Origin of the sequence: Algoriphagus sp. UBA3586 (assembly GCF_002376385.1) — a bacterium.
Taxonomy (GTDB): domain Bacteria; phylum Bacteroidota; class Bacteroidia; order Cytophagales; family Cyclobacteriaceae; genus Algoriphagus; species Algoriphagus ornithinivorans.
The window spans coordinates 91,425-107,666 of the sequence record NZ_DFMT01000006.1; the positions used below are offsets into that span (position 1 = coordinate 91,425).

Genomic DNA, 16,242 nt, shown 5'->3' on the forward strand with positions numbered 1-16,242 from the left:
TTATTATTTTAAAAGCTGTTGGTATCGGGACCATATTATTTCCATATTCTTATTGAAGTCTACTTCAGATTCAATATAAGCTCTGTTTTCTCTGACATATTCAGTGAATTTGCTTCTGCTGGCCAAAAACAACTCTATGGCATCGGCCAATTTCTGAGCATCACCTGAAGGAACTAACAATCCATTTTGTCCGGGACGAATAAATGCTCTATTGGAGGGTAGGTCTGTTACTATAGGAAAACAACCTCCAGCCATGGCCTCAAATAAAGAGGCAGAGACCCCTTCTGTTTCAGGTATTGCAACATAAAAATCAGAGTCATTCAATAAGACTGGTAATTTATCATTATCCACTCTTCCTAAAAACATCACCTGATTTGAGATCTGGAGATTTTTTGCAAGAAGCTTTAAATCTTCCATCAAAACTCCATCACCAACTACCCTCAGTTTTACTTCAATACCTTTTTCCTTCAGTATTGCCAAAGATTGCAAAATAATATCATGTCTATAGATATCTGAAAGGGATCTGGTAACAATTCCTATCGGAGTGGAATTGAACTCGTGTTTTTCTGAAAAAGTATATCGTTGAAGATTAATTCCTTTAGGTAAAACCATGATTTTAGATGGTGCTGCGCCACTTTCAAGCATCGCATAAGTCATTACGTGGCCCCAGGCATGTATTAAGTCCACATTTTTATAGACTCTTCTTTGAAAAAATCTCTTATAAAGGCCAGTGAACCCTTCCTCTGGGAAAGCATCTGTAATACCTTGTTGTGCGACTACTTTCACTCGTGCTTTGACCAATAAAGAAAAAAAACCATAACTCGTGGCTCTTTCCGCTAAGACTAAATCAAAGGATTTTTGAGTTCGAAGTCTAATGAGTTGCACTAAAAAAAGGAGAAACAGAGAAATCCTTTTCCATCTTTTCGGAGAAAATGGCACCTCCATAGTATCAATTTTAGCACCAGAGAAGGTTTCAATTCCTTCTATCCAAGTTTTGGCATCAGCACGATAAGTTTCTCCCAGAAAAAGGATCTTCATTTTTTGATATCAATTTTATTTTTTAAAAAGTCCAGAACAGGTGTTGGCTTCCAATTCAAGTCGGTGACCGCTTTGGAATCATCAAAGGTTAAGGAGGAAGTCAACTTTTCTAAGCGATTAGTATTTACTGGAAAAAAGGAAATTTGATCTCCAACTTTAGCCATAAAGTTGACTAATTGAAAAGGGATAGATTTCAAAGACCTATTGAATCTATCTGAAAGCACTTGTTCTATTTCGCTGATACTAGGATGTATTCTGTCAGTTAAATTGAAAATGCCACATTTCCCATGGATTTGTGGAATAAGCTTAGCAACATCTTCCGCGAGGACAATTGACTTTTTTGATGTATTATTTCTTAAACTAAAATAGAACCCTTTTTTAATGGCATTAATCATCGCGCCTAGATTCCCTGGAGGATGGTTACCTGCAATCAATGGTAGTCTAAGAATTATTAATTTCACACCAGTTCTATTAGACCATTCCTCAAGCATTTTTTCAGCAAGAATTTTACTTCTTGCATAAGGTGAGTCACCCAGTAAAGGACTTTCTTCTTTTATTCCCAAACCCTTTTCAAGCCCATATACTGAGACCGTACTGATAAAAACAAAAGTTTCAGGTATGGCCATGCTTGCCTCCAAAGACTCTAAAAGAAAGGAGGTTCCTTTTGTATTCATAGAAAAGAAAGCCTCTTTTTCATCCTCTGTTTTAGGAATTGAATGGGCTTTTCCTGCACAATGAATTACCATTTTGACCTTTGGAAAATCGGAGACTACCGATCCGAAATCAAAAAAAATATCACTGGATGGAGATCTCCCCAGAGTAAGAGTCTCTTTTTTAATTTTCTGATAAATTTCTGATCCAAGAAATCCTGTAGCACCTGTCAATAAATAGGAGTTCATTTCAATTCAAGCAACCTATTTAGGTAAATGTTAGCAAGTTTTCCTCGATCAAACCTTTCGACAGCTACTTTTCTAGCCATAAGGCTCATTTCACTTCTTAAACTTTCATCAGCATGGATTGCTTCCATCGCATCAGCAAAAGACCTTGGATTACCTGGGTCTACATTGAAACCACAATGGGTTTCTTCTATCAAATCTTTGATCCATCCCTTCGTAGACTGGATTATTGGTACCCCAGCTGCGAAAGAGTCAAACATCTTATTAGGTGAGTTTGTATGCAATACCGGAAGATCTTTAAATGTGACAAAGCTACCTTTTGCTATGGAGAACCATTTTACCAATTCCTGTTTAGGCATCAAATTTTTGAATAAAATTCTATCCTCCAATTGTAATTCAGTAACCAATGATTTTAGTAATTGCTTCTCTGCGCCATCCCCAATTATTACAATTTTTATATCCTGACTTTTCAGATGTTTGGCACCATGGATAATTTGCGAGCAATCGTCCATCAAGCCTAAAGAACCCGCATAGATAAAAATAGATTTTTGATTCCACTCAGCCGGAAAACCAACAGGAATTTCTGGTTCATTTGGAGAAAAAAGTTCATTATCTGATGAGTTTGGAATTATCAAAGTAGGAACGTTCTGATTTACCTCTTTTACTCCCTCATCCATTCCTGGAGAGCAAGACACCACCAAATTTGCCCTTTTATAGATCCATTTTTCGAAACTGAGACCTACTTTAATCAGAAGTTTATTTTGAATAGTTTTCAACTCAATGGCCCCTTTTGGCCAGAGGTCCCTAACTTCAAACGCAAACTTCTTTTTCCTAAAAATATTTGCCATCAAAGCTGGAAAGGCGATTGTAATTGGACCTGAACTCGCCAGAACAATATCATAGTTCAATTTCAAGGCGTAATAAGTCGAGACCAAAGAAAACCTCATCGCATTGATCATTCTTTGAATTACTCCTACTTTATTTGAATCAGGAGAATTGATTACTATTAAATCAATCCCTTCAATATTCTGCTTTGAAATAAATCCATCTGCTTTAATGTCAGATTTGTAGTATGGTGATGTAACAATAGTGACTTGATGACCTAAGCCTACCCATCGCTTAGCAAACTCATAATACCTTGTACTCCAGCCTCCCTTTGGAGTTCCGAAATATTGATAAAAAATCAAAAGCTTTAAAGGCTTATCGACCTGATTCATTGGATTGGATTTTAGGTCTTTTTTCAAAATTTTCTCTCGCTTTAAAAATTATTCCATTTAAATGTTGAAGAAACTTTTTTCCGAAAATCTCAGGATTTAAAACGTTTTCAAAATCAATTTTGCCTTGTAAAGCTAATTTTTGAAAACTAGAGGGATCATCTAGCACATCCTTTATTTTCTCTTCAAGATCAGAAGAGTCCCATCGATACGAAATATGATTCTCAGATGTGTAAAGGTCTGGAAAAGTTTCAATATGGTCCATTTCCGGTTTAAACAATAAGGATCCTGTCCTGAAAGCTTCAAAATCCCTGTAGCAAATTTCACCCCAACCAAAAGGAGATAGACTTATTACAGTCTCTTTCATTTGCTCAAGATATTCTTTGTGAGACAAGGGGCTATTGGATACAGGTGGAGCATTAGTCTTTATTTTTGAGGCTACTCTAAAAGTTAACAGTCTATGAAGACGACTTACATCGTGCTCTTTGGGGAACAAATTACCCTTAAACATAATCGGAATCCTTCTTTCACTCAAAGGCTTAACCCGCTCCGGTGAGATTGGCTTTTTGTTTTTTAAAAAAATGGTTAAGTACCTTTTCCATTTGGTGGAAGTCTGCGTTTTCCAATCAATAAGTGCCAAATTCCAGGAAACGCCGAGTTTAGTAAGATCTTTTTCTTCAAGGGATACAGGTACAAACTTATTTTCATTTTTAAACCTGAACAAGTCCATCATTTTCTCTCTGAAATAATGGCGCTTGTGAGGGATTAGATATAAATTTTTATCTTTTAGTATTTGCTTGGATAAATAAAGGTCCACCAAATTTAAAATCTCTTTTTGTATAGGTCCTGTTGAATCATTTCCTGATAAAAAAATGACAGGATACTTCTTTTTATCATACAAGATTTTTAAAAACTCCTCTTTGGTATTTTGTTTTCCAAGCAATTTTGGAAGAGAAAGTCCCGAGATAAATAATATGTCAAAAGAACCTTCTTTGAGTTTTTTTATAGACGTAAATAGTTGAAGCTTGATACCTGAGCTTTCAATTTGAGACTTATAAAGAAAAAAGGGGAATATAGAGTTATGCCCCTCCCTGTGTGGAAAATATAAAAGTGCAATTTTCATTTTGAATCCTGACTTAGATTCATGATTAACTGATATTTTCCAGACTTTCTTCGTGGCAATTGATTGACTTTTAAAAAATCGATTTCAAAAGACTCATCGTAGAGATCGGAAAAAGACTTGGTGATTTGACTTTCGATATCTTCAGAAAGATTCTCTGAACCAATATATTGAAGTTGAAGACTGTTATCCTCCTTCTTAATCAAAGTAAATTGTTCAATCTGAGGATAAAACTTTATTATTCTGACAACAGTCTGAACGGTAATATATTTTTTATTTTGGGTTTGAATAAACTCAGTTGACCTTCCAATGATTTCGCCTAAATGAGGCAAGTTTAAACCACATACGCAGGCACTTGAATCACCTTTGACAGCCATGTCTCCAATATCATAACGAATCAGAGGAGTGGTAAAATTATCTAATCCTGTCAATACAACTGAGCCTATCTCACCTGGCTTAACTTCTACCCCATTTTCATCAAGGATCTCCACATAAACATGTGGAGACATGATGTGATAAGTCCCATGTTTGCACTGAGAAGCTACCATCAAACCTTCTGAGCTCCCATAGGTATCAAATACTTTACACCTGAATGCCTTTTCAATAGATTCTCTGAAGTTTGGCAGGAGCTTTTCTCCTAAAGAAATAACAGACTTGAATTGAACATTTTTGATTTCATTATCCAAAGCGACTTTACTGAACAAAAACAAGCTAGATGCATATCCTACAAAATGGTCTCTATTCTCTGATTGAAGCGAACTCAATTCCTGAAGAATTTGCTCCTCATTGTGCTTTAAAGCTTCAATATATTTAGTCCTGAAAAAAAAGTCTTTGATCTGTTTTTCCTTGGAACGATTTAGATTAACCCCAGTTTGTAATATGCTATTTCCATATTCATAACCTGCCCAAGACCACCATATAAGTTGTATAGCCCTAGGAATTGCCAATTCTTCACTTGTATAATAAACTTTGCTTGGGGGACCAGTTGATCCACTGGATAAAATTTGATGCAGATTAGCTGTACCCTTTACAGTAATAATTTCATCAATTTTATCTCTTAAGGTTTGTTTTGTTAAGATGGGATATGAAGAAATTTCGGTGGAGGGAAGATTTTTATCCAAAAAAAGTGATCGATAGTAAGGGCTATTCTGGACTGCATATTCCAGGACTTGATTTAGTTTTTTCCGCTGAACTTCAGCAATATCAGAGGGCTGAAGACTTAAAATTGATTCGTATTCCTTGATTTTTTTTGAAATACCTCCTCCCATCAATTTGCTACCGAGAGGTAAAACAAAATTTTTCAGAATAAATGGATAAATCATAGAGAAGGTGATGCTTCTTTCACTTTCAAATCTTTACCGGCACTAACTTTATCTCGTCTTTTCTTGATTTGATAAACGCTTAGTAAACTTATTCCAATCATCAGGGGAGAAATAAATGTTCTCATGGCTGCATGGAAACTTGTATAAATCCCAACTGCAAAACAGGCCAATAAAATACCTTTGATCATAGGGTTCTTGTGAAAAGAAAAATTATTGAGTCCCACATACATTAACAATAAAAAATTGATGAGGCCTAGGACCCCATGCTCAGCCAGTAGTCTACTGAGTTCTATGTGGGCGGCAACTTCTACCATAGTATCTCTTAAATATCTTGAAGCACCCGCTCCGACTCCAAAAAGCAAATTGTCATACCAAAGCTCCAAATCACCCAAGAAAATGTCTACTCTACCAGTTGTATAAGTATTGAGATCAATTTCTTTAGAACCTGCCAAGGTACCTGCCGTTTCTCCTTGGTATCGAAGCAGCAAAAGCCCATCGGTAATTTCATTGGCTATATAAAAAGCAGTAACAACAAAGACGATAGTAGGAACAACAAACTTACCTACTTTTGGAAGTTTGAACCTCTTAATTTCATTTTGCGAACTTCTTGCAAGGAAAAAGAGCACAACAACCACTCCGACCACTGTTCCAAACATTCCTCCTCTGGAAAAAGTCAAAAGCCCTTGAACGGTAAAGACTAGGAATATAATAGCGTCCAACCAGCGATATCCAGTCAGCTTCCATTTATTCAACCAAATAACAAATACCAAAAAAGCTCCCAAGCCCAAGGCAGTAGAAACTTGATTGGATCCAAACCCAGCACTAGTTACAGAGTTGGCACCTAATTCAAAATCTATGTCATCAAAGTCAGGCAATCTGTAGAAAGTATAGCTTAAAACAGAAATAAGAGGTAAAGTGGCTAGTAAAAACACTTTGGAAAAAACTGAAACACTGATCTTTTTTTTGTAAAAGAACCAGACAACCAATGCAACATTGATTGGCCCCACCACATTAAAGACAATATCAAGCCATTCAACTTTTCCTGACGAGTCTATCATCAGCCCAGGAATTAGACAGATCAAAAGTAAAAAACCGATCCAGCTTTTTGACTCGAACATGATAATGCCAAATACCATCAAAAGAAATAAAAGATATTTCCCTAATTCGTAAGGTATAAATGGCGATGTACCTGCCATTCGTGCAAGTAGTTCAAAAGAAATCAGATAAACCGTGTATAAAATCAAATAGCTTGGGTTATCGCTGGACTTTATGACCCCGAAAAACGAGATAACCGCGATTGAATAAAACCAAACTATTAAAGGAATAGGAGAAATCGCTGAAATAACTCCCAGAGCTATATGAAAAATTATCCATAGTAATGGATATTCGGAATTAGCGATTGATTTTAGCAAGACTTGAAATAGAGTAGAAATTCAAATAAAGGTAAAAAATTGATTGAATGCATTCTGATTAATTTTTCTGATTATCCGCAATCATGCCAGTTGCCTTATTTTCCTTGCTTGAAAGGTTGGAAGACCGATGACCGAAGACCGAAGCTTCCGGATTTTGATCCTTTCAGCAGACAATAAGCCATATTTTTGTCAATACTGGTAAGAAAGCGGATATCCATATTAATTTTTAATCAATTATAGGATTCCACCTTACACTTTAATTTTTTGAAAAACCTAAGCCTTTCTTGGTAAATACCCAAAGTTTTTTTGGCCAATCTTTATCCATACAAGGTTTTTCAATTAAGACGAAAAAGAAAATAGAAACTACGATTGCAATCGGGATTCCTATGAGCATTTGAATGGAAAGATTGATCAGGTAGCTCTCTGAAAGAAGTAAATACTTTGAAAATTTGACCAATAAGTGAAAGAAGGGATAATGAATTAAATAGATAGTATAACACATTCCCCCTATCAAATAAATTATTGGAGTAGTGAAAAATTTATTAAAAATCTTTCCCTTAAAAGTCGAAATGAACAATAGATAAATTGAAGTATTAAATATCAAATTATTGATCATATCCGATTGCGGCTTGTAAAAATAAAAGAGTGTGAATACAGAAATTAAACCTAGAAGGTCAAACCCGAAAGACTTGATTTTGAAAAAAGACTTGAATTTTAAATATGTGAGCGCAAATAGAAAGCCTGTTAGGAAGTTGCTTAAAAAGACAAACACCGTATAGTCCCAGCCAGGTGTAGAGTTGGTATAGATATAATTTTTTGCCCAAACTGAAAGGATGATTAAGAAGAAAACCAGAAGTACTGTCAATGCTTTTTTAGACTTCTTTATAAACAAAAGAGAACTTAAAAATGGGATCAACACATAAAATTGTACCTCTGTCTCCAAGCTCCAAGTAACAGGGTTTATGATGGAAGGCATTTCATAAATAATGGTATGCAAGTAAAATAAACTTGCCCAAAAATGAGATTGAATCAATTCTGGATCCTCATTTAGCACATAAATATGAACACCCGCAAATAAAACCAATGTGATAATAAAGGGAGGTTCTAATCGAGTGAGCCTTCTTATAAAATATTGTTTTAAGGAGACAATTTTGCCATTATAATGATATTGTAAAATAAAAGGTACTGCTAAAATGAACCCAGAAATACCGAAAAACACTTTTACTCCCAAATCCAACCTTACAATCCACCATCCAAGGTTCATAAAGGATGCAGTGGGTAAATATTCAGTCCAATCTATCGCCAGTTCTCTGGAATAAGCTGTATTCAAATGAAAAATCAAGACAGTGAAAATTGCAAAAAACCGCAATCCATCTATTTCAGGTATAAAGTTTCCCCCTGAAGTTTTCCTTTGTAGCAGGCTTTTGACTGATAGATTCATTTTAGGGATTAATATGGGCTAAATAAAAAAGCTTAATAGATCTATTCGCGGCTTATTGAAAATAATTTAGCACAAAATTGATTTGTTTCTCTGGAGTGCAATATTTATCAAAAAACAACTTTCCACCTTTGGAAATCTTTTGATGATAAGAATCATTCTTCATGATGTAATCAATGGATTCTGAAATTTCTTCCAACGAGTTGATCATATGAATCTCCTCACCGTGAAGGGGATATTTTGGTAAATGAATATCAAAAGGGAAAGAAAGAACAAAAGAACCTAGATTTTGACTTTCGGCTAATCGCCAACTCACTGCACCTAATACAGCTGGGTTATTAAAAATAATTCTTGACTGTCTGGAAAGGGAAGCAAACTCTCTTGGCTTGTATTTCTTGGTATTCAATAAGTGATCATAACCTCCATGCTGTCCATCTTTTCTTTCCACAAACCCACCCTCGAAATTAATCATAGGATGATCTTTACAAGCTTGAATGAATGTTGCTCTTAACTGATTAGCGAAGGGTTCCTTTTTCCAAATTGAACCTGAAAAAAAGACATAATTGGAGCCATGATATTGAAACTGCTCTGAATTGTATAATGGTCTCAAACTTTGAGCATACAATTCTTTAAGAAAATCGATGGGCTTCAACTTTAAAAAAGGATGGGCACCAAATAATTTAAGATAAGAAGATCTTACATCTATAGGATAATGAGGAAACAATGGAAATACTTTTTCTCTTTCATAGGATGGATTACCCTTGACTTTGTTTGTAACAAAATAAAAATCAGATTTTTTATACAACTCCTCATTAACCCCGATTGGATCATGATTATCAATGACACCTAATTTCCCGTTGATTTCAAAAACTATATACCCCCTATTATTAAAGCTCGAAAATTCTTTAGACGCAGAAAAATAAGGCTCATGGACTTTAATAAGCCCAAGCAAGTAATAGGAGGAATAATAATTCGAAATGTTATGAATAATTACTTTCAAAAGGAAGCAGGGATTAAAGTATGCGGATTTACTACTTTCAAGAAACTGTAGTATTCTTTTAAAAATTGTTTCGCTCCATAATTTGAGCTTACATGATTATGAAATTTATTGGACTTTTCTTTGGCTTCAACTTGATGATCCCTCATGTAAATCAGCATTGATGCAAGTTGGTCTGGACTAGCAGGCTCCACCAAATAGCCGAATTCTCCATTATTCAGAACTTCTGGGCAATTACCCACTCTTGTGGAAAGTACCTGTAGGTTCGCCAAACCATATTCCAAAAGCGATACAGGTAAGCCTTCTCGATCAGAACAAACCAAACCAATAGTAGCTTTTTCAAGTTCAGAAGCGATATTATCTACTGGCCCAACAACTTCAACCTCATCTTCAAGTTTATATGTTTTGATAGTTTTTAAAACTTTTTCATAAACCTCTGCTTCTAAGATTTGACCAATTAACCTTAAATTGAATTTCACCTGCTGAGATTTAAGGATTTTACAAGAATCAAGAAGAGTTAGATGTCCTTTTTCCTGACGGAAATTCGCCACATGAACTATATCCAATGATTTCCCTGATTTTGATGAAAGACTGAAACTTAAAAATGGAAAATTTCTGATATACTTAATTTTTTCGGGATTAAAATTTAAAAATGAAATCCACCAGTCTTGGATCACTGGATTTACAGCAATTATCCCATCAATCCACCTTTTTAAAACTTTGAGCTCTTTTCTTGGATTGTTTTTAATGACCTCTTCATTTACTCCTAAGTGATCATGCCAGATCAGTTTTGTGGAAGAAAAAAACCAAGAAAGTATTATAGCCCAATAAATAGATGTTCCGTGAGCATGGATAAATGCAGGGTTAAAATCCTTAGTTTCTTTGTATAATTGATAAAAAGCTCTGAAATCAAAAAATCGAGTTTTTTCTAAATTTATGAGAGGAATTCTTTCAAGTAAAAATTTAGAAAGCGGGCCTTTTTTTCTTGAAACAATGACCAAAACCTCATTTCCATCCTGATGCAAGGCATTAGAAATATTCACTGCCATTCTTTCAGCTCCTCCCATTTCAAGGGTATCAATTAATTGAATAATCCTCAATTTTTTAAGAGGTTTTGAATTTCATGCTCGAATCTTTCTAAAGTATATTTTTGCGACCAATCTCTAGCAGATTGAGCCTTTTGATAATACTTTTCAGGCTCCTCCACATATCTACAGATGATATCAAAAATCATATCTTCCGAATTTGAAACAAGGTCTCCTCTTGATTCATCTCCCAGCATCTGAGGCACACAAGAAACGGGAGAAGTTATAGGAAGACAAGCCCAAAACATTGACTCTGCAACTACTTTAGGCCATCCTTCACTTTCAGAAACAAAAATTAAAAAATGAGAATTTTGATAGGCCTTTATCAACTCTTCACTATTCACATTTCCATGAAGAATGACGTTATTGCTTAAATTATTTTTTTCAACAAAATCTAAAAGCTTTTCCATCTCAGGACCTTGTCCATAAAGATTTAACTCTGCTTCTACATGATTTTCCAGTAATTTTTGGCAAACTCGAATACTCAATAGAGGATTTTTAGCCTTTTGTAGCCCCCCAACATATATGAGCCGGATTTTTTGATCTAAAGAAAGTTGTCTGGGTTTTACAGCTTTTGTATCCTTTTCTGAATAAGAGGCAGTGAAAAAAGGTACTAAATTTTGATTTGAGGAATCCCAATTTCCATAGGTGAGGACTCTCATGTTTTTAGAAAGCGCTTGGCTGGCTAAAATCTTTTTTTGTAATCGGTACGTGAAAGGTTGTTGACTGGAGGGATCCCAATTAGCCGCATATTTGGCGGTTTTGTGTTTTGAGGGAAACAAAACCTGAGTGATTGCACCAATCAAGCCCATATTTCCAGGACATCTGAGGTGAACATGATCTGATTTTTTTATTTCTTTCCAAGTTTTAAAAAAAATAGACGGTAAGAAAAAAAGCGCTTTTAAGGAAGATCTTAAACTAGTTAATTCGAAGCTTTCGACCTGTACAAATCTCAAAGTTGAACATTCGTAAGGTAAGTCTATGGGATCTGGTGCTTTTTTACTACTAAGAGGTGCCAATAAAGTGACTGAAGCTACATTTCTTGCCCATAAATTCATTTCCCTAACATAGGGCCCATATCCCCAATATTTCCCCTGAAATCTAACATGGGCTACATGAGTGATGATCAAAAAGTTTGTGGGGGACTTCAAGGGAGTTTTAGAGTTCAAGAAATCAATTGCTGGTAATATTCTACACTTTGATCAGCAATGGCCTCCAGTGTGAATTCTCGCAGCACTTTTTCTCTGGCATTTCTTCCCAAACTCTCTTTCAATTCCTGATTTTCCAGTATTTGGAGAATTTTCTCTGCAAGTTCATTGGCATCCAGTGGGTCCGCTAAAAGCCCTGATATCCCATCATCTACAAGTTCAAAGGCTGGGCCTATTTTGGTGGCTACAAATGGCTTCCCCATACTCATAACTTCTATCCAAGCCAAAGGCATTGCCTCCATGTGGGAAGGATAAACGCAAATTTCACTTGACTCAATCCATTGAGGAATTGAAGAATTGGGTAATGGACCTAAGAAATGAACCGACTTAAAAAGATCCTTGGATACAATCTCTTTAATCTTTTCTGTGTAGGAAGTTCCATCGGGATAAAACCAATCCCGTCCTGCCATAAATAATTCAGTATGCGGGAATTTTTCATGAACAATATGAAAAGCTTGAATCAATTGTCTAATTCCTTTTTTCTCACAAATAGTCCCTGCAAAAAAAAGTCTTCCGGGAACCACTTTGGATTCATCAGCTTTGAAAAAATTTTCAAGATTAGCTGGATTAAAAATTACAGGGCCTTCTTTGGAAGAGAAGTCAATATATTTCTTTGTATGATCCATCACATACCTACTTACACCGCATACAGCATCCGCATTTGAGAATGAACGCTTTTCCATAAAAGCTTTCCATAAATTAACTTTTCTCTTTTCTGCTTCGGAAAAAAAATGGTGTCCTCCATTCATTCGAATCAAATATTTTACTCCAGGAATCTTTCTTATAAAAGAAAAAGACATCTCTGGCCCTTCAACCACGTCAATTTTATGGTTAAGATGAATTTTATCCAACTCCTTATTTAATTTTCGAAAATTAAAAATTGCTTTTGGTTTTAATTGAGAGGAGGCGGGAATAGTAATTACGTTTACTCCTTCTGAATTTACCACTTGTTTTTCGGAAATTGAAGACAAGCCCAAGACGGTAACTTTATGCCCTCTTCTGGCAAGTTCTGGGCAAAGTAATTTCAAAAAAGTGCCTACTCCACCATGAATTACTCCTTCCAGTGGATATTCATTCGTTAAGAAAACAAGATGCATTCTAATTTTTTATTAAAGCTTTTACAATTCTTTGGGATGAGGTCTCCGTCTTATGGGGCTGTACTACTCTTTCAAACCATTTCATCTTATCAGGGCCTACCTCCCCTTGACTTGAAAGGGCTTTATGAATTGAAGGCAGAATAGCATCTTTTGACCTTATCCAACCTACTGCATCCAGTCCATTCATCGTTTTAAAATGTTCAAACCCGTAAACATCTTTCACAAACCTTTTTCTTTCATGAGGTTGATCATAGGCCAAATAAAATGCCGTACTTCCAAAGACAGCAAAATCAAGAGCCATTGTAGACCCTAAATTGATAACGACATCACAATGATATGCCAGATTTACTAAAAGTTTGATATCACTTGGTAAAGGAAAAAAACTGCCCCACTGTGAGCTTTTTACCCACTCTGGGGAGATATTTTTTATTTCTGGGAATTTTGACAAAACCTCCTTAAACCTATCAATGGACTCTACTGGAACTTCTCTAAAAATCAACTGGACATTATTTTGATTCTTGAGAGCTTCCGCCACATCTTCTAAATATTCATGATCATTTGGAGAAGAAATACTGTCAGACCCTGAAAAGCAAATCCATTTCTTTTCTTGATCCAAACCATATTTTTCGGCAAAATCTGCCCTCTCGTCAATCAATTCCTCCTTTCTGTAAAAATCAAATTGTGTAGTACTGGTAACATCAATTTGATTCTCATCTATTTCCGGATAATAAGTCAACAATTCATCTTTCATATAATCCGACCAGACCAGGTACCTGTCTGTTCGAAATGCAAGCCTAGCTTTAGGTAGATTATCCCAAGAAAAGACAGCTGTAAAAGTTTTTATTTGAAGATCCTGAGCAGCCAATACTGCCGGAGTAATTGAGGGCACTCTTTGATGGGTGCAGAATAGGACATCTGGCTTAGTTTTTCGCAAAAATTGCAAGGATTCTTTATATGCTTGGCTCTTTCTTACTTGCAAGAATCCAATTTTTTCAAAAGAATGAATCTCACGGTAATTATTTAAAAATAAGGCCGATTTCTCAACTAATTTATAAAATAGTTTATTCTTCCATCCAATTTTTCTTGGCATCCAATTATCCAAAATAGTTGGGTTTTCCTTCAATTTTACATTTTGCTTTAACCTAGCATAAGTAGTAGTCTCTCGAATAAACTTTACAAGAGGGAGTTCAGGCCTGTGAATAAAATCATAGTCCAAAAAGTCCAAACCTACAATTTCCTTAACCTGAGAGATTTGAGCTTTTCCTAAACTATGCCAAATAATTACTTCGTTACTCCCTGAAGTAAGATCCTTAATGATATCACTATATAGATAATTTCTTATTCCTACACCGTCCGGTATTAAAAAGCAAAATTTCATTTATTTAATTTATTGATTAAATGGTTCAACTTGAAAAAGTACATTGTTTATGCTGAAACAGGCATTAAAACTGGATTTTCTGGATCATCTAAAAATTTATGAGAATCATACAGTTTGCTTTTAAAGCCTATTACAATGAGCAAAAAAGAAAAATGTCTATGGTGTATAAACTGAATCTGCCTTATACACATTAAGGTGAAAAACTCTTATCCAAATTTCCAAAACCAATAATGCAAAAAGAACTCTAGCTAAAGTTGGACTTGGATTGCTTTGATGTTGAATTATTAATTCTTTCACACCCTCTCGATTTATATCTAAAAGTGAAGCTGATTTTCCTTCATTGATATAATCGAGTAAGACATCTCCCCATTCTCCTTGCATGAATTTTGAATATGGAATTGAAAATCCTTTTTTAGGACCCTGTATGGGTTTTTTAGTAAAATCAACTAAAATGGACTTTGTCAGTTCCTTATCGATCTTATTTGGCATTAATGAAGAGTTTGGGATTTTCATAATTAAATCCACCAAGGTATGATCCAGAAAAGGAGCTCGGACTTCTACACTACTGTGCATAGAGGCAGAATCAATTTTCTGCAAAAATGCTCCTGGAAGTCTAGTTTCATAATCGAAATGAAAGCTAATTTTTTGGTGGTCTGTTCCTAATTTTTCTTCAATCTCCAAAAATTTTTTAAAAGCCAAACCTTTATTAGTCTGATTATTAAAAACCTTTTCTATCAAAGAGTTATTTAAATTATTCTTTTGATAATAGCCGTTCCAACCACCCAATTTTATCCTTGTCCTGTCATCAAGTCTAATTCCTAAATGCTTCTCGACCCAAGGAGAGGTATTATTTAAAATACTCTTAACAATTTTTTTACCTCCAGGGATACCTTTGAATTTTAGACTGTCATATACATTAGTCCTATTGTAAGAGCCAAATAATTCATCTCCTCCATCTCCAGAGAGCATTACTTTAAATCTGGATTTTATTTGATCCGTCACCATATAGGATGGTATCAAAGAAGCATCTGCTAATGGTTCTATATCCTTGAGTATATAGGAAAGATGTTGCAATGAATCTACATCCACAGGTACTATTTCATGATTAATATTGAGTAGCTTGGCAAATTTGCTTGCTGCCGATGATTCATCCATTTGAGCATCTTGGGTGCTCATAGTTATGGCTTGAATACCGGGTTTGATATCATTTGCAATGGCCGTAATTAGGGAAGAATCAATGCCAGCACTTAAAAAAGAGGCTACTGGCACATCTGCATGAAGCTCCCGCGCGATAATTTCATATAACTTCTCTTTTGTAAGCCTTTTTAATTGCTCAAATGGAATGGGTTGAACTAGATCTGAGGGAAGAGAATAATAAGTAGAAAAATTGGGCTCCTCTGAAAAACTTAAATACGACCCCTTTGGAAATTTCTTTACCTCTTTGTAGATGGTATGTGAATCGGATATATAAAGATTTTCTATTAAATCTACTACCGCTTCCTGATTTATCTGACACTCTTTCGGGTAAAGAGATATCAATGTTCTCAATTCGGAGGCAAGGTATAAAACCCCATCTTCGAAAATATAGAATATGGGTTTTTCTCCGAATCTATCTCTGGCAGCAAATATTGAGTTGTCTTGTTCTTTGTAAATCACAAAAGCAAACATCCCTACAAGCCTTTCTAAAAACTTTTCGCCATATTCTTGAAAAGCTACGAGAATTACTTCTGTATCAGAGTCTGTATAAAATTTGTGACCTTTCCGTAATAGATCTTTCTTTATTTCCTGATAGTTATAGATCTCGCCGTTAAAAATAATTTTTAAACCCAGATCAACTCTACTGAAAGGCTGATTAGCTGAATCCGAAAGATCAATAATTGATAGTCTATTATGGCCTAAGGAAATGAAATCATTTGAAAAAACACCATGGGAATCAGGACCTCTATGTGCTTGCAGTGGTAAGGATGCATCCATCCTGGCAAAATCATTTTTGTTTAAATTCCCTTTAGGAGAAAATATTGCAGCTATCCCACACAT

Annotated in this window: 13 protein-coding genes; all 13 read right to left on the reverse strand. The window is 35.2% G+C overall.

From position 1 onward, the window contains the following. Positions 1–3: 3 nt before the first annotated feature. Complete coding sequence (locus B2906_RS01260) at positions 4–1,038, reverse strand: glycosyltransferase (RefSeq protein WP_286935342.1); 1,035 nt, start codon at positions 1,036–1,038, stop codon at positions 4–6. Continuing rightward, positions 1,035–1,937, reverse strand: coding sequence for an NAD-dependent epimerase/dehydratase family protein (locus B2906_RS01265; protein WP_286935343.1), 903 nt, complete (start codon positions 1,935–1,937; stop codon positions 1,035–1,037). Before B2906_RS01265 ends, B2906_RS01260 begins: the two co-directional genes overlap by 4 nt. After that, positions 1,934–3,151, reverse strand: coding sequence for a glycosyltransferase family 4 protein (locus tag B2906_RS01270; protein WP_286935344.1), 1,218 nt, complete (start codon positions 3,149–3,151; stop codon positions 1,934–1,936). Before B2906_RS01270 ends, B2906_RS01265 begins: the two co-directional genes overlap by 4 nt. Beyond that, entirely contained in the window at positions 3,135–4,271 is a 1,137-nt protein-coding gene (locus B2906_RS01275; RefSeq protein ID WP_286935345.1) for a hypothetical protein, read from the reverse strand. The genes B2906_RS01270 and B2906_RS01275 overlap by 17 nt, the downstream gene beginning before the upstream one ends. Beyond that, positions 4,268–5,590, reverse strand: coding sequence for a phenylacetate--CoA ligase family protein (locus tag B2906_RS01280; protein ID WP_286935346.1), 1,323 nt, complete (start codon positions 5,588–5,590; stop codon positions 4,268–4,270). Before B2906_RS01280 ends, B2906_RS01275 begins: the two co-directional genes overlap by 4 nt. Next, positions 5,587–7,002: an O-antigen ligase family protein gene (locus B2906_RS01285; RefSeq protein WP_286935347.1), complete on the reverse strand. Its 1,416-nt coding sequence runs from the start codon at positions 7,000–7,002 to the stop codon at positions 5,587–5,589. The genes B2906_RS01280 and B2906_RS01285 overlap by 4 nt, the downstream gene beginning before the upstream one ends. Before the next feature lie 256 nt (positions 7,003–7,258). Continuing rightward, on the reverse strand, positions 7,259–8,443 hold the full coding sequence (locus B2906_RS01290; RefSeq protein WP_286935348.1) for an acyltransferase family protein: 1,185 nt from the start codon (positions 8,441–8,443) through the stop codon (positions 7,259–7,261). A 52-nt stretch (positions 8,444–8,495) separates the two neighbouring features. Further along, entirely contained in the window at positions 8,496–9,440 is a 945-nt protein-coding gene (locus B2906_RS01295; RefSeq protein ID WP_286935349.1) for a glycosyltransferase, read from the reverse strand. Then, the gene (locus B2906_RS01300; RefSeq protein ID WP_286935350.1) at positions 9,437–10,537 is read right to left on the reverse strand and encodes a glycosyltransferase; all 1,101 of its coding nucleotides are present in this window, start codon (positions 10,535–10,537) and stop codon (positions 9,437–9,439) included. Before B2906_RS01300 ends, B2906_RS01295 begins: the two co-directional genes overlap by 4 nt. Then, on the reverse strand, positions 10,534–11,673 hold the full coding sequence (locus tag B2906_RS01305) for a glycosyltransferase (RefSeq protein WP_286935351.1): 1,140 nt from the start codon (positions 11,671–11,673) through the stop codon (positions 10,534–10,536). The genes B2906_RS01300 and B2906_RS01305 overlap by 4 nt, the downstream gene beginning before the upstream one ends. A gap of 14 nt (positions 11,674–11,687) precedes the next feature. Next, positions 11,688–12,827, reverse strand: coding sequence for a glycosyltransferase family 4 protein (locus B2906_RS01310; RefSeq protein WP_286935352.1), 1,140 nt, complete (start codon positions 12,825–12,827; stop codon positions 11,688–11,690). Position 12,828: 1 nt separating this feature from the next. Further along, positions 12,829–14,205, reverse strand: coding sequence for a hypothetical protein (locus B2906_RS01315; RefSeq protein WP_286935354.1), 1,377 nt, complete (start codon positions 14,203–14,205; stop codon positions 12,829–12,831). 156 nt (positions 14,206–14,361) lie between these two features. Next, positions 14,362–16,242: an asparagine synthase (glutamine-hydrolyzing) gene (asnB, locus tag B2906_RS01320; protein WP_286935355.1), complete on the reverse strand. Its 1,881-nt coding sequence runs from the start codon at positions 16,240–16,242 to the stop codon at positions 14,362–14,364.

Bases quoted from the DNA above. Each gene is read 5' to 3' on its own strand.
- B2906_RS01260 (WP_286935342.1), bottom strand. From the start codon at position 1,038: ATGAAGATCCTTTTTCTGGGAGAAACTTATCGTGCTGATGCCAAAACT.
- B2906_RS01265 (WP_286935343.1), bottom strand. From the start codon at position 1,937: ATGAACTCCTATTTATTGACAGGTGCTACAGGATTTCTTGGATCAGAA.
- B2906_RS01270 (WP_286935344.1), bottom strand. From the start codon at position 3,151: ATGAATCAGGTCGATAAGCCTTTAAAGCTTTTGATTTTTTATCAATAT.
- B2906_RS01275 (WP_286935345.1), bottom strand. From the start codon at position 4,271: ATGAAAATTGCACTTTTATATTTTCCACACAGGGAGGGGCATAACTCT.
- B2906_RS01280 (WP_286935346.1), bottom strand. From the start codon at position 5,590: ATGATTTATCCATTTATTCTGAAAAATTTTGTTTTACCTCTCGGTAGC.
- B2906_RS01290 (WP_286935348.1), bottom strand. From the start codon at position 8,443: ATGAATCTATCAGTCAAAAGCCTGCTACAAAGGAAAACTTCAGGGGGA.
- B2906_RS01310 (WP_286935352.1), bottom strand. From the start codon at position 12,827: ATGCATCTTGTTTTCTTAACGAATGAATATCCACTGGAAGGAGTAATT.
- B2906_RS01315 (WP_286935354.1), bottom strand. From the start codon at position 14,205: ATGAAATTTTGCTTTTTAATACCGGACGGTGTAGGAATAAGAAATTAT.
- asnB (WP_286935355.1), bottom strand. From the start codon at position 16,242: ATGTGTGGGATAGCTGCAATATTTTCTCCTAAAGGGAATTTAAACAAA.